Source organism: Pseudomonas sp. EA_105y_Pfl2_R69, assembly GCF_963970915.1.
In the GTDB taxonomy this organism is placed as follows: Bacteria; Pseudomonadota; Gammaproteobacteria; order Pseudomonadales; family Pseudomonadaceae; genus Aquipseudomonas.
The window spans coordinates 109,296-129,321 of record NZ_CAXAOO010000008.1 but is presented as its reverse complement, the minus strand read 5'-3'; the positions used below and the strand labels follow the sequence as shown (position 1 = coordinate 129,321).

15 protein-coding genes are annotated in these 20,026 nt (G+C 64.1%); 4 read left to right on the top strand and 11 right to left on the bottom strand.

The window, feature by feature from the left end; translation table 11 throughout:
- Positions 1–45: 45 nt before the first annotated feature.
- The 3 genes from AACY13_RS19835 to AACY13_RS19825 all read right to left on the bottom strand — a co-directional run bounded on the left by AACY13_RS19835 (position 46) and on the right by AACY13_RS19825 (position 4,160).
- On the bottom strand, positions 46–1,269 hold the full coding sequence (locus tag AACY13_RS19835; protein WP_339463301.1) for a PepSY-associated TM helix domain-containing protein: 1,224 nt from the start codon (positions 1,267–1,269) through the stop codon (positions 46–48).
- Positions 1,270–1,337: 68 nt separating this feature from the next.
- Positions 1,338–3,428 carry a TonB-dependent siderophore receptor gene (locus AACY13_RS19830; RefSeq protein WP_339463300.1) on the bottom strand — a complete coding sequence of 697 codons (2,091 nt, stop codon included), beginning with the start codon at positions 3,426–3,428 and terminating at the stop codon, positions 1,338–1,340.
- A 216-nt stretch (positions 3,429–3,644) separates the two neighbouring features.
- The gene (locus tag AACY13_RS19825; protein ID WP_339463299.1) at positions 3,645–4,160 is read right to left on the bottom strand and encodes a DUF3617 domain-containing protein; all 516 of its coding nucleotides are present in this window, start codon (positions 4,158–4,160) and stop codon (positions 3,645–3,647) included.
- Positions 4,161–4,451: 291 nt separating this feature from the next.
- On the opposite strand from AACY13_RS19825, the gene AACY13_RS19820 reads away from it, so the two are divergent.
- A complete protein-coding gene (locus AACY13_RS19820) occupies positions 4,452–6,347 on the top strand; it encodes a DUF294 nucleotidyltransferase-like domain-containing protein (RefSeq protein ID WP_339463298.1) in 1,896 nt (631 codons plus the stop codon).
- A complete protein-coding gene (locus AACY13_RS19815) occupies positions 6,344–7,063 on the top strand; it encodes a 3'-5' exonuclease (protein ID WP_339463297.1) in 720 nt (239 codons plus the stop codon). The genes AACY13_RS19820 and AACY13_RS19815 overlap by 4 nt, the downstream gene beginning before the upstream one ends.
- A 296-nt stretch (positions 7,064–7,359) precedes the next feature.
- On the opposite strand, the gene AACY13_RS19810 is transcribed toward AACY13_RS19815, so the two are convergent.
- The 7 genes from AACY13_RS19810 to AACY13_RS19780 all read right to left on the bottom strand — a co-directional run bounded on the left by AACY13_RS19810 (position 7,360) and on the right by AACY13_RS19780 (position 17,828).
- On the bottom strand, positions 7,360–9,015 hold the full coding sequence (locus tag AACY13_RS19810) for a BCCT family transporter (protein WP_339463296.1): 1,656 nt from the start codon (positions 9,013–9,015) through the stop codon (positions 7,360–7,362).
- A 344-nt stretch (positions 9,016–9,359) separates the two neighbouring features.
- Positions 9,360–9,851, bottom strand: coding sequence for a GNAT family N-acetyltransferase (locus tag AACY13_RS19805; protein WP_339463295.1), 492 nt, complete (start codon positions 9,849–9,851; stop codon positions 9,360–9,362).
- 468 nt (positions 9,852–10,319) lie between these two features.
- Positions 10,320–10,739 carry a DUF1850 domain-containing protein gene (locus tag AACY13_RS19800; protein WP_339463294.1) on the bottom strand — a complete coding sequence of 140 codons (420 nt, stop codon included), beginning with the start codon at positions 10,737–10,739 and terminating at the stop codon, positions 10,320–10,322.
- Positions 10,736–12,763 carry a TRAP transporter permease gene (locus tag AACY13_RS19795; RefSeq protein WP_339463293.1) on the bottom strand — a complete coding sequence of 676 codons (2,028 nt, stop codon included), beginning with the start codon at positions 12,761–12,763 and terminating at the stop codon, positions 10,736–10,738. The genes AACY13_RS19800 and AACY13_RS19795 overlap by 4 nt, the downstream gene beginning before the upstream one ends.
- 248 nt (positions 12,764–13,011) lie before the next feature.
- Positions 13,012–13,965 carry a TAXI family TRAP transporter solute-binding subunit gene (locus tag AACY13_RS19790; RefSeq protein WP_339463292.1) on the bottom strand — a complete coding sequence of 318 codons (954 nt, stop codon included), beginning with the start codon at positions 13,963–13,965 and terminating at the stop codon, positions 13,012–13,014.
- 584 nt (positions 13,966–14,549) lie between these two features.
- Entirely contained in the window at positions 14,550–15,902 is a 1,353-nt protein-coding gene (locus AACY13_RS19785) for a sigma-54-dependent transcriptional regulator (RefSeq protein WP_339463291.1), read from the bottom strand.
- Between the two features lie 171 nt (positions 15,903–16,073).
- Positions 16,074–17,828: a sensor histidine kinase gene (locus tag AACY13_RS19780; protein ID WP_339463290.1), complete on the bottom strand. Its 1,755-nt coding sequence runs from the start codon at positions 17,826–17,828 to the stop codon at positions 16,074–16,076.
- A 305-nt stretch (positions 17,829–18,133) separates the two neighbouring features.
- On the opposite strand from AACY13_RS19780, the gene AACY13_RS19775 reads away from it, so the two are divergent.
- The gene (locus AACY13_RS19775; RefSeq protein ID WP_339463289.1) at positions 18,134–18,988 is read left to right on the top strand and encodes a tetratricopeptide repeat protein; all 855 of its coding nucleotides are present in this window, start codon (positions 18,134–18,136) and stop codon (positions 18,986–18,988) included.
- Between the two features lie 27 nt (positions 18,989–19,015).
- Positions 19,016–19,495: a YegJ family protein gene (locus AACY13_RS19770; RefSeq protein WP_339463288.1), complete on the top strand. Its 480-nt coding sequence runs from the start codon at positions 19,016–19,018 to the stop codon at positions 19,493–19,495.
- Between the two features lie 82 nt (positions 19,496–19,577).
- Here the strand turns inward: AACY13_RS19770 and AACY13_RS19765 are convergent, their stop codons facing one another.
- Positions 19,578–19,970: a VOC family protein gene (locus AACY13_RS19765; protein ID WP_339463287.1), complete on the bottom strand. Its 393-nt coding sequence runs from the start codon at positions 19,968–19,970 to the stop codon at positions 19,578–19,580.
- Positions 19,971–20,026: the final 56 nt, after the last annotated feature.

The following is a 20,026-nucleotide window of genomic DNA, read 5'->3' as shown; positions in this document are numbered from 1 at the left end:
TACCCGCTTCGCACTTAAGCGCCGGCGCTGACGCCGAAACATCGCCTAACGCAACGCGCCCTGAGCCAGCAGGTCGCTGTGCCGGCTGCGTTGCCCGCTGCGCACCCGCGAGCGGCGCTTCTTCGCCCAGATCACAATGCCGGTCAGCGACAGCATGGCCACCGCCAGCCCCAGCAGCGACACCAGGATGCGCCCCGGCAAACCGAGAATGCGCCCGGAGTGCAAGGGAAACTGCGCCTGCATAAAGATATCCCCGGCGCTGCCGCTGCCCGGTATCAGGGTGCCGGCGATGGCCCCGCTCTGGCCGTCCAGGTACAACCAGGGATTGCCCAGACCGCCATCGCCGTGGTCGTTTTCCGCGGTGTAGAAACCCACGCCGTAGACATCGAACTCCGGCGAATAGAACACCCCGCCGGGCGGTTTCTCCAGGCCCAGGCGCGTCGCTTCGGCGGCCGCCAGGCTGACTGCCTCGGCGCGGCTGATGCCCGGTTGCGGCTGCTCGTCGAGGCTGACCGGGGTGCGGCTGGCGAAGGGGCTGGGGGTCAGCGGCGAGAACAGCTCAACCAGCGGCCGGGTCACCTGCACATTGAGGTTCATCGACACCGAGGTCACCGCCAGGATCAGCAGCAGGCCCCAGATCCACACACCGCCAGAGCGGTGCAGGTCGAAGTTGAGCTTGTAGCCGCCCTGCTGCCAGCGAAAGGCGAACGACTTGCGCCAGGCGCGCCAGCTGGGAAACGACAGCCACAGGGCGATAAAGCAATCCAGGGTCCAGACGATGGCGATAATGCCAAACAGCAGAATGCCCAGTTCGAGGCCGAAGCCGTCGGGGATATGCAGGCTGTAGTGCAGCTTGTAGAGGAACGGCATGAGGTTTTCGCGACTCAGCGATAGCGCGCCCCACATGCGCCGGCCCTGCTCCTCGCCGGTCACCGGGTCGAGGGCCAGCTGGTTGAAATCCAGCTCATAGGCCTTGCCGGTGGCCGGGTCGATGCGCGGATTGACGCTGACGCCGAAGGCGTGACCCGGCTCGGTGTACAGCGGCATAAAGCCGACCTGCAGCCGCGGGTCGCGCGCCTCCAGCTGGGCGGCCAGGGCCTGCGGCGTCTGCGCCGGGCCCTCGCTGCGGGCCTCGAACAGCTGCGGGTTAAGCCATTCGTCGACCTCGTGATCCCAGGAGATCACCGCCCCGGTCAGGCCGGAGACGAACAGGAACACGGCGATAAACAGGCCGAACCAACGGTGCAGAACAACAAAGGCGGAACGCATGGGCTTTCTCGTCGGGGTAGGCGGCCATGCCTGCCGCAGCCTTGCGAGCCGCGGCAGGTGCCGGTTTGCTAGTAGTTCCAGCTGACTGTCATGCTGGCGTTGCGCGGGGCACCGTAATAGGCCTGGGTCCAGTAGAGGCTGGTCAGGTACTTCTCGTCGGTGAGGTTGTTGAGGTTGGCCGACACCGTCCAGTTGCGGTCGATCTCGTAGCTGGCCATCAGGTTGACCAGGGCGTAGGCGTCCTGCTCGGCGATGCCGTTACGGATATCGTCCTGCCAGCTCATGCTGGCCCCGACCTTGAGCTGCTCCAGCCCCGGGATGCGGTAGGTGCTGGAGGCGCGCAGCATATGCTTCGGCGAGTAGGTGACGGCGTGCTTGTCCTCGGCATCGCGGATATCGACGAAGGTGTAGCCGGCGGTGGCTTGCAGGCCCTGCAGCAGTTCGCCGGAGACTTCCACCTCGTAGCCTTCGCTGGTGATGCCCTCCTCGCCTTTATAGAAGACGGTGCCAGCGTTCATTCCGGCCACGGCGGCGACGTTGTCCTGCTCGGTGCGAAATACCGCCAGGCTCAGGTTGACCTTGTCGTCGAGCAGTTCGGCCTTGATCCCGGCCTCGTAGTTGACCCCTTCGACCGGGGCCAGGCGATTACCGCTGACATCCTGCTTGGTTTGCGGGTCGAAGATCTCGGTGTAGCTGGCGTAGACCGAGTACTGCTCGTTGAGGTCGTAAATCAACCCGGCATAGGGCACCACTTCGTTGTTGTACGAGGTGGACTTGCTCGTGCCGTAGTTGCTGCCATCGCTGTCGACATCGACCACACGCACACCGGTGATCAGGCTCAGGCTGTCGCTCAGGCTCCAGCGCGCGGCGGAATAGACGCTCTGCATGCGGTCGGTGAAGTCGCTGCCATCGGTGCCGGCATCGTTCAATGGCCGCGGGTAGCTGCCGCTCCAGTCTTCCAGCGGCGGCAAGGCCGTGCCGGTGGAGGAGTCGTACCAGGACATATCCTCCAGCTCGGATTTCGACCAGCTGCCGCCCACTACCAGTTCATGCTCGCGTCCGGCCAGGGCGAAGGGGCCGCTGGCGTAGAGGTCGGCGATCAGCTGCTTGTTCTTCTCCTGGTATTCGGAGGGGTAACTGAACAGGCCCAGACCGGTGTCGCGGTCCGGGGTGCCGTAGACATAGAACAGCGAGCTGTCGGCCTTCTTCTCGACATGGGTGAGCACGGCCTTGGCCTGCCAGCCGTTGGCGAAGTTGTGCGCCAGCTCGGCGAAGCTACGGTTTTCCTGCACGTCCCAGTAGGCCCAATCGGCCGAGGTGCTGGTGGAACGCGAATAATCGGTGGCCGAGCCATCGCTGAAGTTGAGCGGCAGCGCGCCCCACATCGGGCTATTGGCGTCGCTCTTCTGCAGGGTGTGGCCGAGGGTGAACAGGGTGCTGTCGTCCAGGTCCACCTCGATCACACCGTGGAAGATGTTCTTCTCGCGGGAATAGCGATCCAGGTAGGAGTCCTTGTTTTCGTTGGCGTAGACCGCGCGGCCACGGACGTTGCCGGACTCGCTCAGCGCGCCGGAAACGTCGACATCGATGCGCCGCTTGTCCCAGGAGCCGGCGGTCAGGTCGACGCGCGCCTGGGGGGCCAGGGTCGGCCGCTTGCGCACGAAGTTGATGGTGGCCGAAGGGTTGCCGGTGCCGGACATCAGGCCGTTGGCCCCGCGAATTACCTCGACCCGCTCGAAGATTGCGGTATCCAGATCGCCCTCGACGTTGCCGTAGACGAAGGGAACGCCGATGCCGTCGTACTGGAAGTTGGTGATGTCGAAGCCGCGAGCGCTGTAGTAGGTGCGGTCGGTTTCGACCTCCTGGACCTGAATTCCTGTGGTGTACTTCAGCGCGTCGTTGACGCTGCTCAGCTTGAAGTCCCGCAGTTGCGCGCCGCTGATGGTGGAGATCGACTGTGGGGTCTGCCGCGGCGTCAGCTCCAGCTTGGTGGCGGCGCTGCTGGGCGCGGCCTTGTAGCTGTCGGGCTGAGCAGCCTCGCTGCTGCCGACGACGGTCTGAGCATCGAGTTGCACCGCGGTGTCGTCGGCGGCCAGGACGTGGTTGAAGCTGCAGGCGGCGGCGATGGCCACGGCCAGACGGGTCTTTCTGCAAAACACAAGGACTCTCCCCAATGCGAATATCGAATGCCTGCAGGGTCGTCCTTGCTTGCAGGAGGCGCTTACAGCACGCGCGCATCGGCTGCCCAGGCATGCCGATGCAAATGCTAATAATTATCGATTGGATTTTCGCAGCAGCGTACCGCCCTCGTCAACGCAATTGAGGTTTATTATCTTTTAGCATTAATTATCGATGGACTCGCAGGGCACCGCCGCTCAGCGCGGCTGCAGACCGCCACAATCGGCCGAGATCCAGCGCGCATGGCTCTGCATGCTGCTGTTCTGGCCGCCATAGCTGCCCTGCACCCGGGTGGTGAACTCCTTGTCGCTGACGAAGCGCGTCTCGCCCTCGCCCTGGCCGTCCGGGCAACTGAAGCGGAATTTCCACAGCTCGGCGCTGCGCTCGCTGATCTCGTGGCGACAACCGGACTTGGGGTCTTGCAGGGGAATCTCCTGGGCCTTGATCTGTGCCTCGCTCATGCACACGCGCACGCCCTGGTCACCCAGTTGCACGCCCTGCTGGGCCAGCATCTGCTCCATCATCTGGCGCTGCTCGGGGGGCAGGTTTTTCAGCTGCTCGAGCATTTGTTGCATGTCCGGCAGCGTCTGGCCGTCGACCTGCACAGTGGTCGAGCTGACTTCCCACAGACCGGGCTGAATCTCCTGCGCCGTGGCCAGCGCGGGCAATAGGCACAGGCCCAAGGACAGGCTTTTCAATACTGAGGCGCGCATGGCAAGACTCCATAGGTTCGCTATCGACCCTGCAAGCGTAGGTTGAGTTAGCGACCCAGGCCGGCGTTTGATGAAACCCCGGTGCGCACAGCGCACCCTACGGGGTCACGTTTTCGCGATATATCTGCAGTTATGCGTCCAGACGCGCCGGGGGCCCGGCCATTTCTGCTTGCAACCGACACCCAGCTGCCTGACAACGACCAGCGCAGCCACGCCCCGCGCACCGCGGCTGCCCGCCCTGCCGGGCCTATGCTTCAATGCCTGCCATACGCGCCCGCCAGGACCCTCCGCATGCAGGTCGAGCTGATCGAAGTACGCGACCACCTGAGTCGCTTCGCCCCTTTCGATGGACTGCCGAACGACGTCCTCGACCAGATCGCCCAGCAGGTCGAGATCGGCTACTTCAAGGCCGATAGCGATATCCTCCATTACGGCGATCCGATCAAGGACCTGCACTACATCCGCAGCGGCGCGGTGGAGATCTACCGGCGCAACGGCGAGCTGTACAACCGCCTGGCCGAAGGCGAGGTGTTCGGCCAGTTCGGCTTGCTGCGCGGCAAGAAAGTCCGCCTGCCGGCCCGGGCGATCGAAGACAGCCTGATCTATTTCATCCCCGGCGCGCTGTTCGAGCAGTTGTGCGAGGCCCATGAGGCCTTTGCCGACTTCGTCGAGGCCGAGGGCCAGTCGCGGCTCAAGTCGGTGGAAGAATCCCAGGGCAATGCCAGCGCCCTGATGAAGATCGAGGTGCGCAAGCTGGTCACCCGGCGCACCGTCAGCGTGCCGCTGGGCACCTCGGTGCAGGATGCGGCGCGGGTGATGACCGAGCACGGGGTGTCTTCCCTGGTAATCCTCGGCGCGCCAGACAGCGTCGGCAACGCCGGCCAGGGCCTGGCGATGGCCGGAATCACTACCGATCGCGACCTGCGCACCCGGGTGATGGCCGAGGGCCTGGCCCTGGACACCCCGGTCGAGCAGATCATGTCGCCCAACCCGATCACCATCCAGGCCGACGACTCGGTGTTCGAGGCCATGCTGTGCATGCTCCGGCACAATATCCACCACCTGCCGGTGGTGCACCGCCAGCGGCCGATCGGGGTGATCAACCTGTCGGACATCATCAAGTACGAGTCGCAGAGCAGCCTGTACCTGGTCAACAGCATCTTCAACCGCCAGTCGGTGGCGGAGCTGCAGGCCCTGGTGCCGGACCTGCGCGCCACCTTCCTGCGCCTGGTCAACGAGCAGGCCACGGCCCATATGATCGGCAGCGCCCTGTCCGGCATCGGTCGCAGCCTGACCCAGCGCCTGCTGGAGCTGGCCGAGGAGAAGCTGGGACCGCCGCCGGTACCCTACTGCTTTATGGTGCTCGGCTCGATGGCCCGCGACGAGCAGCTGATCGTCACCGACCAGGACAACGCCCTGGTGCTCGACAACCGCTTCGACCCACGGGTCCACGATGAGTATTTTCTCCAGTTGGCGACCTTCGTCAGCGACGGCCTGGCGGCCTGCGGCTTTACCTACTGCAAGGGCGGGATCATGGCCAGCAACCCCAAGTGGCGTCAGCCGCTGCGGGTCTGGCGCGGTTACTTCACCGAGTGGATCGAGCGGCCCAACCCGGAAACCCTGCTCAACAGCTGCATCTTCTTCGACCTCGACAGCGTCTACGGCGAGGCCGAGCTGGTCGAGAACCTCAAGAGCCTGGTGGCGCAGAAGGCCAGCAACAACCCGCTGTTTCTCGCCAGCCTGGCGCGCAACGCGCTCAATCGCACCCCGCCGCTGGGCTTCTTCCGCACCTTCGTGATGGAGAAAGACGGCCAGCAAAACAACACCATCAACCTCAAGGGCCGCGGCACCGCGCCACTCACCGACCTGATCAGGGTGCACGCCCTGGCGGCCGGCTCCAAGGCACAGAATTCGCTGGAGCGCCTGGACGCCATTGCCGCCACCAAGCTGCTCACCGAGGAAGCCATCAGCCAGCTGCGCTACGCCCTGGAGTTCCTCTCCATCGTGCGCATCCGCCACCAGGCCATGGACCTGCAGGAAGGCCGCGAGCCGGACAATTACATCGAACCGGAAAAGGTCTCCGCCAGCGAGCGGCACAACCTCAAGTCGTCCTTCCAGGTGCTGAGCAATGCGCAGAGATTTCTGCGTTTCCGCTACCCGGGGCAGTCGCAGAATATGCCGCTATGAGACGCCACCGCGCGGCCGCGCCGCCCGACTGGCCGACGCTGTTCGCCGAGCTGGCGCAGAGCGCCCAAGACCCGCGCCTGGCACGCTTCTACCAGGCCGGCACGGTAAGCGCCGACACCCCGCTGGAACAGGCTCCGCTGCTGGCCCTGGATGTCGAGACCACCGGCCTGGACAGCCGCCGCGATTCGATCGTCAGCCTCGGCCTGGTGCCCTTCGACCTGCAGCGTATCCGTTGTCGCGAGGCCAACTACTGGGTGGTCAAGCCGGTGTGCGAACTAAGCAGCCAGTCGGTCACCTTCCACCACATCACCCACTCGGACATCCAAAGCGCACCGCGCCTGGACGCCGTGCTCGAACCCCTGCTGACAGCCATGGCTGGCAAGATCATGGTGGTGCACTACCGCCCGATCGAGCGCGGTTTTCTCGACCAGGCGCTGCGGCATTTGCTCGGTGAAGGGCTGCAGTTCCCGGTGATCGATACCATGCAGCTGGAAGCCCGGCTGCACCCGCGCAAGCGCCAGCCCGGCTGGTTGCGCCAACTGCTCAACAAGCCGTCGGTGTCGATCCGCCTGGCCGACAGCCGCCTGCGCTACGGCCTGCCGCTGTACCAGGCCCACCACGCCCTGACCGATGCCGTGGCGACCGCGGAATTGCTGCAAGCCCAGAGCGCCACCCATTACCCGGCCAGCACAGCGGTAGGCGATCTGTGGAATTGAGCGGGTTATAGCGCATCGCCCACCAATAGGCGCGCCCGAAGGCGTAATGCTGTTCACATAAGAAAAATGCCCCTTCCCCTTGCCAGGGAAGCGGCATTTTTTTGCGGTTTGAGCCGCGAATCGGGTCCGGTAGCGGAGAGTGCCAGACGGGTAGCCCGGATAAGCCTTGGCGCAATCCGGGAACAACCGGCCACGCGGTGCGCACAGCGCACCCTACGCAGGCACGCGGCCTATCGTAGGGTGCGCCGCGCGCACCGGCCTCGAGGCCAATGCTTGCGGCGCACCCACGAGGCAGGTCAGCGCGGCTCGCTCAGCAAACCCTTGACGACAGCCACACAGCCCACCAGCAGGACGATGGTGAACGGCAGGCCGGCGGACACCGCCATGGCCTGCAGGGCCACCAGGCCGCCGCCGAGCAGCAGGGCGATGGCCACCACCCCTTCCAGAATCGCCCAAAAGGCCCGCTGCGGCACCGGCGCGTTGACCTTGCCGCCGGCGGTGATGGTATCGATCACCAGGGAGCCGGAGTCCGACGAAGTGACGAAGAACACCACCACCAGGACGATGCCGATAAAGGAGCTGATCTGAGTCAGCGGCAGCTCGCCGAGCATGGCGAACAGCTTCAGCTCCAGCGCCGCATCCTGCACCCCGGTGAAGCCATCCGTGACGAACTGACCCAGGGCGGTGCCGCCGAAGGCGGTCATCCACAACACCGAAACCAGCGACGGAACCAGCAGCACGGCGACCAGGAATTCGCGCACCGTACGGCCGCGGCTGACCCGGGCGATAAACATGCCGACAAAGGGCGACCAGCTGATCCACCAGGCCCAGTAGAACGCGGTCCAGCCCTGGCTGAAGTTGGCGTCTTCACGGCCGAACGGGTTGGACAGGGCCGGCAGGTGGGTCAGGTAACTACCCAGGTTGTCGAAGAAACCGGTGAGGATCGCCAGGGTCGGGCCCACAATAATGATGAACAGCAGCAACAACAGCGCCAGCACCATGTTGAATTCCGACAGGCGCTTGACCCCCTTGTCCAGGCCGGCCATCACCGAGCACAGGGCAATAATGGTGATGCCGATGACCAGCAGCACCTTGCTGGTGTCGTTGGCCGTAATGCCGAACAGGTATTCGAGACCGGCCGCCGCCTGCTGGGCACCCAGGCCCAGGGATGTGGCCAGGCCGAACAGGGTGGCCAGCACCGCGAGAATATCGATCAGATGCCCCGGCCAGCCCCACACCCGCTCACCCAGCAGCGGGTAGAAGATCGAGCGGATGCTCATCGGCAGGCCTTTGTTGAACGAGAACAGCGCCAGGGCCAGCGCGACGATGGCGTAGATCGCCCAGGGGTGCAGACCCCAGTGGAAGATGGTGGCGGCCATGCTCAGGCTGGCGGCGGCCTTGGCATCGCCGGCCGCGGCACCCAGCGGCGCCCAGTCAGTACGCACGCCGTTCTCGACGCTGGTACCGCCCATCGCAGAGGAGAAATGCGACATCGGCTCGGACACGCCGTAGAACATCAGGCCGATGCCCATGCCGGCGGCGAACAGCATGGCGAACCAGCCGGTGTAGGAGTAATCCGCGGTCGCCTCCTTGCCGCCCAGGCGCACCCTGCCCAGGGGCGAGACGATCAGACCCAGGCACAGCAGCACGAAGATGTTCGCCGAGCCGAGGAAGAACCAGGCCAGGTTGCTGGTCAACCAGTTGCGCACAGCCGTGAACAGTGGCTCCACCTCGCTCTGCAGGGCCAGGGTCAGGACCACGAACAGCACGGTTAGCAACGCGGAAATGCTGAAGACCTTGCCATGGATGTCGAGGTTGAAGAGGTACTTGCCCTTGATGTTGTCCTGACCGATGACGTAGTCGGTGTCGATCAGGTTGCTCGCCCCGCTTGGGGCCGGGATGCTCTCAACGACCGGCGGCAGGGTTGCGCCCTCGGGTGGATAGTTAGCCATCTGCAGTAATCCTCGCTTCTTATTATGCTTCTGTTGAAGTGCCCATAAGGGCAAACGGCGGACATGCCCACTGATAGCTAACCGGGCCCATTCCACTCTCATTGCGGAGGTTAGCAGCGAGGCATCGGGCGATCGGTATCGAAACCGTCATGCAGTGCTACAGAAACGTCATCGGCAGGTTCTGGGCTTGAACACTGCATCCGCGTTGTGGTCGTCCAGGATTGCTCCCCCGAGGCAAGCGCCTCCGCGCCCCGGCCTGACAACACAGAAGCGATCCGTCCGCCGATGGCTTACGGCGCGTCAAATAGCAAGGTCTCGACCCCGAGGCCGCCACACGCCCCGTCCTACGGGCTCACTTCCTCGCGATAGAGCTGCAGGCCGCGCGCCTGGTAGTTGGCCAGGGCGCTGGGGTGATCGAGGCTGCAGGTGTGCACCCAGACCCGCGTGGTGCCCGGCCAGGCCCAGGCGGACTGCAGGGCGTGGGTCAGCAGCGGGCCGCCAAAGCCCTGGCCGAAGAAGGCCTCGGCCAGGCCGAAATAGAGAATTTCCACCGCGCCGTCGGCATCACGCAGCAGCTCGTAATAACCGGCAATTGCGCCCTGGTGATAGGCCACCCAGGTGCGATGGCCGGGTTGCTCGATCAGCTCGCGCCACTGCGCATCAGTCCAGCTCAGCTTGTCGGTCCACTGCCAGGGCTCACCGACCAGCTGGTAGAGAAAGCGGTTGAACTGAAACTGCTTGTGCGCGCATTCGACAACGCTCAGCCCGGCCGGCAGCGCCTTGGCGCGAATCTGCTCGGGGTGCTGCATTTCCAGGTAATAGGTGGTGTAGCTCATCTACGGCGAATCCTTACTAAATTGTTTGCCATCTCGAGGACAGCTCAAGACGCCGCTTGGGCGTTGGCTAATCAATTTGTTTGCGCCCCCTCGGGCGCGTCACTTTCTCTTGCTGCGCACAAGAGAAAGTAACCAAAGAGAATGCGCCCCTGCATCCGGGTTTCGCTCCGCTCAACTCCCCTCCCTCCGGTATTGCTCCGGGGGCCGGCGTAAAGGGCCATCCCTGGCCCTTTACGCCTCTCGCGGCATCCATGCCGCTCGTCCCCCTGCGCAACACCTGCACTCGGCCTCCTGACGGGGACCATGCACGAGCCTGCAATTCCTGAATCCAACTCTACAAATTTTCTGCAGCGGCAACACTACCTATAAAACTGCCCGTGCAAACGAACAAAACCCCCACCGGCTATGCCAAATGGGGGTTCTCCTCTTTTAACGCCAGGGCTTGTGGCCCCGGAAGCGGACGCGATCTTAACCCTCGTCCTGACCGGCAGCAGATGCCGGGGAGCTGAGCTCACAGCTCCAGAGTTCCAACGCCGGCTGGGTCGCTTGTGGCGGGCCGAGCCATTCACTCATCGAGTGGCAACGCTGGTTGAAACACAGTTGATAATCCCCTGCCTCGGGGGTTCGCCCCAAACGCAGTGGTTGCAAGGGGGGTAGCTGACGCTGGTAATGCCAGCTGCCCTCGCGCAGTTCGGCACCGTCTGGAATCTCCATACCGGCCCCGGAACCCTTGACCCGCGCCTCGCCGAGGAGCAATCCCTCAGGCGTCACGCGGTAATCCTCTTCCCAACGAATTTTCTCGATCGTATGCGTCCAGGCCAGGGTAAAGGCCGGCACGGGCAACTCGGCCCATACCGCCCCGGCCAGGCCCAGACACAGGCCGATCACGCCGCCGCCACCTGGCCGCGATGGGCGCGCCAGAAGTGCTGGGCGATAAAGATCGCCGCCAGGGCGAAGCCGATCTCGTCACTCATCGGCGTGGCCAGAATCAGGCTGGCACCGGCGGCGAAACCGAGTGCACGCTCCCACCAGGGCATCTTCGCCTGCAGGAAACCGGTAAAGATCGCGCCCCAGATGCCAATCGCCAGGGCCGCCTTGCCCACCACATAGAGGGTCGCCAGCAGGCTGTCGCCCTGCAGCATCAGCGCCGGTTCGTACACCGCCATAAAGGGCACGATAAACCCGGCCACGGCGATGCGAATCGCCCACAGGCTGATCTTCAGGCCGCTCTCCTTGGCGATCGGTGCCGCGGCGAAGCAGGCCAGCGCCACCGGCGGGGTGAGGTCGGCCATGATGCCGAAATAGAACACGAACATATGCGAGACGATCAGCGGCACGCCCAGCTCCAGCAACGCCGGCGCGGCAATCGAGCTGGTGATGATGTAGTTGGGAATGGTCGGAATGCCCATGCCCAGCACCAGGCAGGTAAGCATGGTGAGGATCAGCGAGAGGAACAGGTTGTCCTGGCCGATGGCGAGGATATAGCCGGCGAAGGTCGAGGCCACTCCGGTCAGCGAGACCACGCCGATGATCACCCCGACCAGGGCGCAGGCGATGCCCACCGGCACCGCATGGCGCGCGCCTTCGACCAGCGCGTGCAGGCAGATGGTCAGGGTGTCGCGGCCGCCCTTGATAAACCAGCACACCGCGACCAGCATTGCCACCACGCCGAACACCACGCCGATGCCGAGCTGGAAGAAGCCGGCGCAGAGCACGCCCAGGGCGATCCAGAAGGCGAAGCGCATGACCTTGGACGACACCCGCAGGATGATCGCCGAGCCGAGAATCACGATGGCAGTCAGGGCCAGGCCGACCATCCCGGAGAACAACGGCGTGCGCCCGGAGAACAGCAGGTAGATCAGCACGAACAGCGGAATCAGCAGGTACCAGCGCTGCTTCACCGCCGCCCAGGGATTCGGGCACTGGTCCTTCGGCAGGCCGCGCAGGTTGGCGCGCTTGGCTTCCAGGTGAACCATCCAGAACACCGAACCGAAGTACAGCAGGGCCGGCACCAGCGCCGCCTTGGCCACCTCGAAGAACGGCACGTTGATGGTTTCGGCCATGATAAAGGCTACCGCGCCCATGATCGGCGGCATGATCTGGCTGCCCATCGAGGACGTCGCCTCGACGCCACCGGCGAACGCCGGCTTGTAGCCGAAACGCTTCATCAGCGGAATGGTGAACTGGCCGGTGGTGACCACGTTGGCCACGCCCGAACCGGTGATGGTGCCCATCAACGCCGAGGACACTACCGAAACCTTGGCCGGGCCGCCGAGCTTGTGGCCGAACAGGCCCATGGCGAAGTCGGTGAACAGCTTGATCATCCCGGCCTGTTCGAGGAACGCGCCGAACAGGATAAACAGGAAGATATAGGTGGCCGAGACATAGGTCGGCGTGCCGTACAGCCCTTCGGTGCCGAAAGACAGCTGGTTGACGATCTGGTCCAGGGCGTAGCCGCGGTGCATCAGGTCGCCGGGCAGGTACTGGCCGAACAGGCCGTAGACCAGAAACAGCGCACAGATCAGCGGCAGGGCGATACCCATGACCCGCCGCGCCGCCTCGAACACCAGCACGATCAGGGTCAGGCCGATCAGCATATCCGCCTGGGTCAGATCGCCGGAGCGCTGGATCAGATCGGCTTCGAAATACCACTGGTAGAACGCCGTGGCCATGCCGGCCAGGCCGAGCAGCCAGGCCATGGGCTGCCAGGGCTGACCGCGGCCGCGCAGCGGGAAGCAGAGAAACACCACCATCAGCAGAAAGCCGACGTGCACGGCTCGCAGGATCTGGCTGGACACCGGATGAAAGGCTGCGGTGACGATCTGGAAAATGGAAAACAGCAGCGCGACATAGAACAGCGCTTTCGGCCAGTCGCCAGGATTGGCGGCGAGACCTTGGTTGTGGTCGCTCATGGAGCTCATGCCCTCGTTACAGCATAGGAAGCACAAGAGTCGCCAACAAAACCTGCCGTGGCGCGCACGCCGGTTTTATTTGCAGCTCTACAGACAATGATGCCTGGGTAGGATGGGTTAGCCGCGCAGCGGCGTAACCCATCGAGTGCTGGTGAAGCCTCTCACCAGGCTCACACCGTGCAGTATGGGTCGGGCCACGCAGGTATCGCGTGCTCAACCCATGCTACCCGGCAAACCCTTCGGCAGCCTTACAGCGCGCCGACTTCCTTGTAGAAGCGCTCGGCACCCGGGTGCAGCGGAATCGGCAGGTCCTTGGCCGCGCCTTCCAGCTTGATGTCCTTGGCCGCCGAGTGGGCGTTGCCCAGGCGCTCGAGGTTGTCGAACATCAGCTTGGTCATCTGGTAGGCCACGTCCTCGGACACGCCGTCATGGCTGACCAGGATGTTGGTAATCGCCACGGTCGGTACGTCGCTGTCCTGGCCGTCATAGGTGCCGGCCGGAATCGAGGCGGCCTGGTAGGCGGCATTGCCGATCTTGGCGGTGATTTCAGCCGGGATGGCGACGAAGTTGATCGGCAGGGTGGCGGCCAGATCGCGGATTGCCGCCATGCCCAGACCCGAGGATTGCAGGGTGGCATCCAGCTGGCGGTTCTTGATCAGCTCGACCGACTCGGCATAGGGCAGGAACTCGACCTTGCCCATGTCTTCATAGCTCAGCCCCGCCGCGGCGAAGATCGCCCGGGCATTCAGCTCGGTGCCGGACTTCGGCGCGCCGACCGAGATGCGCTTGCCCTTGAGGTCGGCCAGGGTGTTGATGCCCGACTCCTTGTTGGCGACGATCTGGATGTAATTGGGGTAGGTACCGGCGATGGCCCGCAGCTTTTTCAGCGGAGCCTTGAAGCCGGCATCTTCCACGCCATTCCAGGCGTCGGCCACGGAATCACCCAGGGCCAGGGCCAGTTCGCCACGGCCGGACTGCAGCAGGTTGAGGTTTTCCACCGAGGCCTTGGTCGCCTGCACCGAGGTCTTCGAACCCTCGATACCGTTGCTGTACAGCTGCGACAGGCCGACGCCGATCGGGTAGTACACGCCGCTGGTACCGCCGGTGAGGATATTGATAAAGGTCGGCGCGGCGAGGACCGCGGTGCTGGCAGTAAAGGCCGCAGCAGCGGCAAACAGGCTGAAACGTTTGGTCATTCGCATGGATCAATCTCCGTCGTTGTTATGGCTTTATGCAGAGGTTTTCACTGTAGACGCTACCAGCCACTATGGCCGTGCAACGCCTGGTTTAGCTGAATGGCAGAAAGAGGCAGATGCCCGCGTACGACCTGAGTCGAGCGCACAAGAGAGGGGTAGTGATGCCGGATGCGCCGAACGCGCAGATGTTGCAGGGCAGTTCATGGGGTTCACCTCTTGTCTTTCTTATGCGTGCCAGCGCAATCGAGTGCGCGGCTGACAAGAGCCATAGCAGATGCCGTGCCAGTGAGGAAAAAGCCCGCGCTAGAGCCTTTACGTTTCGCAGCACGACAATCCTACACGCCGCAACAAGCGGAAAACCGCCAATGGAAAAACCTGGATAAGCGAAATTCCGCTGACTGCATCACCGTAGCCCGAATGCAATCCGGTGCAGCGAATCGCGCTACCCGGATTTCATCAGGCTACGGGCTATCAGCTATGTAGGGTGGATCGGGGCGCGTAGCTGACGCTGTTTTCATCCACCATCGCAGGCGGTGGATGGATGAAGCGTCATCCACCCTACATAGTTCTTGCATCCTGGCTACGGGCTTTCAATCTTCGTCGCTACTGCCGGCAGGCCGATAACTGCTGCGCTGCAAACCGTGACGCTGCATCTTCTCGTTGAGGGTGCGGCGCGGTAGCTGCAGCAGCGCCATGACCTCGGCGATATTGCCCTGGCAGTGCTGCAGGGCGCGGTGCAGGCACTGCGCCTCGAAGGCTTCCATCTGCTCGGCCAGGGATTGTGCCGGCAATCCCCCCGCCTCCTCGACCTGGGCGCTCAGGCCCAGGGCGTGACGCTCGGCGGCATTGATCAGCTCGCGCACGTTGCCCGGCCAGTCATGCCCGAGCAGGCGCGCCAGTTCGCCGGGCGGCAGGGCCGGCATCTCCCGCTGGTGGCGCTGCGCGGCCTGCTGGGCGAAGTGCTCGAACAGCAGCGGAATGTCCTCGCGGCGCTCGCACAGCGGCGGAATGCGCAGGCTGGCGACATTCAAGCGGTAGTACAGGTCCTCGCGAAAACGCCCGGCCTTGACCTCATCGAGCAGGTCCGGCTTGACCGCACTGATGACCCGCAGATCGACCCGGATGCTCTTGTTCGAACCCAGACGTTCGAGGGTTTTCTCCTGCAGCACGCGCAGCAGTTTGACCTGCTGGGCCAGGGGCAGGCTTTCCACCTCGTCGAGAAACAGGGTGCCGCCATCGGCGTGTTCGATGCGGCCGATGCGCTTGCCCTGGGCTCCGGTAAAGGCACCGCTTTCATGGCCGAACAGCTCGCTTTCGAACAGATGCTCGGGAATTGCCGCGCAGTTCAGCGCGACGAAGGGCTTGCCGGCGCGGGAGCTGAAATCATGCAGACAGCGCGCGACCCGCTCCTTGCCGCTGCCGGTGTCGCCGCGCAGCAGGATGTTCACCGAGGTGCCGGCCAGCTCGAGGATCTGCCGGCGCAGGCTTTCCATCGGCTTCGATACGCCGAGCAGCTGCGCCTCGATATGGTCCTTGCGGGCGAACTGCTCGCGCAGCTGGCGGTTCTCGCAGACCAGGCGGCGCTTGTCCAGGGCCCGGCGCACGCTGTCGAGCAGGCGTTCGGGGGTAAAGGGCTTTTCGATAAAGTCATAGGCCCCCTGACGCAGGGCCTGCACGGCCATGGGTACGTCGCCGTGACCGGTGATCAGGATCACCGGCAGGTCGCGATCCAGCTCCAGCAGCTTGTCCAGCAGCTGCAGGCCGTCGGTGCCGGGCATGCGCACATCGCTGACGACCACGCCGGCAAAGTCGCGGTCGATGGCCGCCAGGGCCTGGGCCGCGCTGGCGCAACTGCGCACATGCAGACCGGAAAGCTCCAGCCACTGCTGCACGGCTTCACGGATCGCCGCTTCGTCATCGACCACTATCACTTGACCCGTCATACCACCTCCCATTCGATACGCCGAGTGTAGGGTGGGTTAGCGCCGCAAAACCACCCTGGTATATGCAGCCTGACCCATGAGGTGGCGTGCTTCGTAGGGTGGATGGCGCTTTATCCATCCACCAACGCTCGCCCTATGGTGGATAAAAAGAGCGTTATCCACCCTACATGCTTACGCAGCCGGTGCGGCCGGCAGACGCAGGGTGAAAATCGCGCCCCGCTCGCCATTGGCCGCCTCCAGGCTGCCGCCCAGTTCGCGGACGATACCGTAGGACACCGCCAGTCCCAGGCCCAACCCCGCCCCCACCGGCTTGGTGGTGAAGAAGGGTTCGAAGACATGCGCCAGCGCCTCGGCGGCGATGCCGCCACCGCTATCGGCGACGCTCAGCAGGCAGGTGTCGGCCTGGCGCTGGATGCGGATATGCAACTGCCGCGACTCGGCGGACGCCATGGCATCCAGGGCGTTGTGCAGCAGGTTGAGCAGCACCTGTTCGAGGCGGATGGCATCGCCAAGGACCATAGCGTCATGCTCGATCTCGCAGTTCAGTTCGACATGTTCGCTGCGTATACGCGGGGCCAGCAATTGCAGGGCCTGCTCCAGCACATCGTTCAGACGCAAGCGCTCGCTGAGGCCCGCCGGGCTCTTGCGGGCGAAAGTTTTCAGGTGCCCGGTAAGCCCGGCCATGCGCTGCAACAAGCCGTCGATACGCTGCAGGCCCTCGCGCACATCGGCCTGGCGGCCGCTGTCGAGCAGCAGGCGCAGGCTGCCCAGCTGCATCTGCATGGCGGTCAGCGGCTGGTTGATTTCATGGGCCATGGCCGCCGACATCTGCCCCAGGGCGGCCATCTTCGCCGCATGCACCAGGCCTTCCTGGGCCTCGCGCAATTCCGCGGTGCGCAGCGCCACTTCGCGCTCCAGACGCTCGCGGATACCGGCCTGCAGGCGCTGGTTCTTGCGCCGCTGGGCGAGAAACAGCAGGAGAAAGGCCAGGGTCATCCACACCCCGGCGGCGGCCAGGCGATAGCTGCGCACGCTGTCGACCAGGGTCTGCGGCTCGAGCAGCAGGTGCAGGGTCCAGCCTTCGCCCTCCAGGGCCAGGCGTTGCCAGAGGTAATCGCGCGGCCCGTCCGGGCCCTCGACCCGCCGCCACTGGCTGTCGCCATCGATCTGCCGGCGCAACGTGCTGGGCAGAGGCTGCAGGGCCTGCTCGGCGTACTTGCGCACCTCCACCAGCTCGGCGCGGGCCTGCTCGCTCAGCTCGCTCAGCACGCGAAAACGCCAGGCCGGCTTGTTGCTGAGAATCACCACCGAGTAGCTGTCGGCCACCAGCAACACCCCGGACTGGCTGGCCCATTCGCGCTGCAGCTCCTCCAGTTCGAGCTTGACCACCAGCACGCCGAGCAGCGCGCCGGCTTCGTCGAGCACCGCGTGGGAAAGGAAATAACCGGGTATGCCGGTGGTCACCCCCACCGCGAAGTAACGCCCGGCAGACTGGCGCACGGCGTCCTGAAAATAGGGGCGAAAGGCGTAGTTGTTGCCGACGAAACTGCTCCAGTCGCGCCAGTTGCTCGCCACCAGGGTTTCGCCCTGGCTGTCGAGCAGGTAGAGCACGGTGGAGCCCGCGGCGGCGTTGAGTTGTTCCAGGCGCTGATTGAGCTTTTTGCGCAGCAGGCGATCATCCGGGGCCCGCAGCAGCGAGCGGATATCGCTGTCCAGGGCCAGCACCTCGGGCACCGAGCGGAAGCGCTCGACCAGGGTATGCAACGACTGCGCGTAGAGCTGCAGCTGGCCCTGGGCCTCCTGGCTGCGCAGCTCCCAGGCGCGCTGCTCGGCATAGCGCCCGGCCAGCCAGATGCTGAGCAGCAGACCGACGCCGATCAGCAGCACGATCAGCAGCACGCGGTAGCGGCCCCGACGTTCGGACATAACGAGAATCCCGAGAAAGATGCGCCATGTTAAGCCATGGCCGCCCAGCAGGTCGCGGGCTTCAGCGCCCTGTCAGCCGGCCAGATGGAGGCGCAGGCACTGACACCTATCCATATGCAGCCGATTTATCCACAGCAGTGGCCAGGCCTCAGGCTGTGTTCTCGCCCGGCAAAAGAACCATCAATCGACAACCTGGGCCAGACATCGCTTGTCTTGCTCGACAACCGATCACTAAGGTACTTATCTCTACTCCCTCTACACCTGAGCAGGTCGCGCTTGGGTTACCGCCATCAAGGATGATTGAAATGCTTCGCACCCACAGACGTAGCGCCATGCTGCTCGCCAGCGCCCTGTTGCTCTGCACCCTCACCAGTCAGGCGGCCAGCACGCGTTGCCCAGTGACGCTTGATCAGTCGGATCAGGACAGCCTAGCGGCGCTTCTGCAACAGGCGAATGCGGGGGATGCCTGCGCCCAGTTCAATATCGGTTACCACCGCTATACCCAGCAGAATTACCCCGCGAGTGAACGCTGGTACGCCAAAGCCGCCGAACAGGGTGTTAGCCGTGCCGCCTTTGAAATTGCCATGCTGTATCGCGATAACCTCCTGCCTGGCGACGACGCCGAGCGCAAGCGCTGGTTGACCCAGGCCGCCGAACAGGGCCTGGTCCTGGCTCAGGTTGAACTGGGCATCGACTACCTGGACAACCCGGGTGACCAGGATGACCGCTACCAGGCCATGCACCGGTTTGAACAGGCCGCGCTACAAGGCGACATCCAGAGCCAATATCTGCTGGGCGAGCTGTACTGGAACCGTGACAGCGGTGTGCAATTTGCCGCCAGCGGCGATGAACGCGCGATCCATTTCAGCAGCAGCGACAGCAAAGCGCTGTACTGGATCTGCAAAGCGGCGCAGAACAACCATGCCCCCGCGCAATTCAGCCTGAGCCAGGCCTACGGCACCGGCAGTGGCATGCCGCTCAATCGTGACCAACAGCAACTGTGGCTGGAACTGGCTGCCCGCAACGGCAGTGAAGAAGCCAAGGCGCAGCTGGATGACAGTGACCTGGCCTGGTACACCCGTCTGGAAAAGTGGGGGAAGCGACAAATGCTCGGCGCAACCGCCCAATGCCCGGACTCAGCGCTGGAAACTGACGAATAGCGACAGGCCACCATGAAAGGAATCAGCATGCGCCCCTACCTTATCGCCCCCCTGCTCGTACTCGGCCTGACGGCGTTTCACGCCAGCGCTCGCGACAGCAATGAAGTGGTCAGCGCCGATCGCCAGGACCCCGCCATCTCAGCTGCCGTACGCCAGGCCCAGGCCGGCCTGACGGAGTTCCTGGCACTGGCCGCCAAACCGCCCGCCAATACCAGTGGCTTCAGGGTTCAGGTCATGGCCGAGGACAGCAACGGCATTGAAACCTTCTGGATCACCCACTTCCGGCCACTTGAACAGGGCTTTATCGGTGAAGTGGCCAATGAGCCGCGCATCGTCAAAAGTGTCGCCTGGGGCCAGCAACTGCGCTTTACCCGCGAACAGATCACCGACTGGGGCTACCTGAAAAACGACCGCCAGGTCGGCAGCTTCACCATCTGCGCGCTGTTCAAAGAAATGCCCGCCGAACAGGTGGAGTACTACCGCAGCCAGCACGGCTTCGATTGCTGATAGCAACGAAACCTGGCGTTATCCACAGCCTGCGAGCGACCTGGTCCTGCCGATCGCCCGCGGAATCAGGCGCGAAAGGGCCTCACTCGGGCTGGTGACAGACCACGCAGAGCTTGTTGCCGTCCGGGTCGCGAAAGTAGGCCGCGTAGTAGTCCGGGTGGTACTCGGCGCGCAGCCCCGGCGGCCCCTCACAGTGCCCGCCATGGGCGAGCGCCAGCCGATAGGCCTGCTCGACCTGGGCCCGGCTCTGCGCCAACAGCGCTATCATCTGCCCGTTACCCGGGTGATGCGGGGCACCATCATGGGGTTTGCCGATCAGCAGCAACGGCCGGGGCTCCGGCTTCGATTGCCAGGCCGCCCAGGGTTTGTGCTCGTCGAGAAAACGCAGCTCGATACCCAGTAGCGTCATGATCGGCTGGTAGAAGGCCAGCGCTCGCGGAAAATCGCTCACGCCGATGCAGATATGGGAAAACATGGGCTCGCTCCCGGTGGATGAATCAGGGCCTGCCGAGAATACTCCGCCATCGGCGT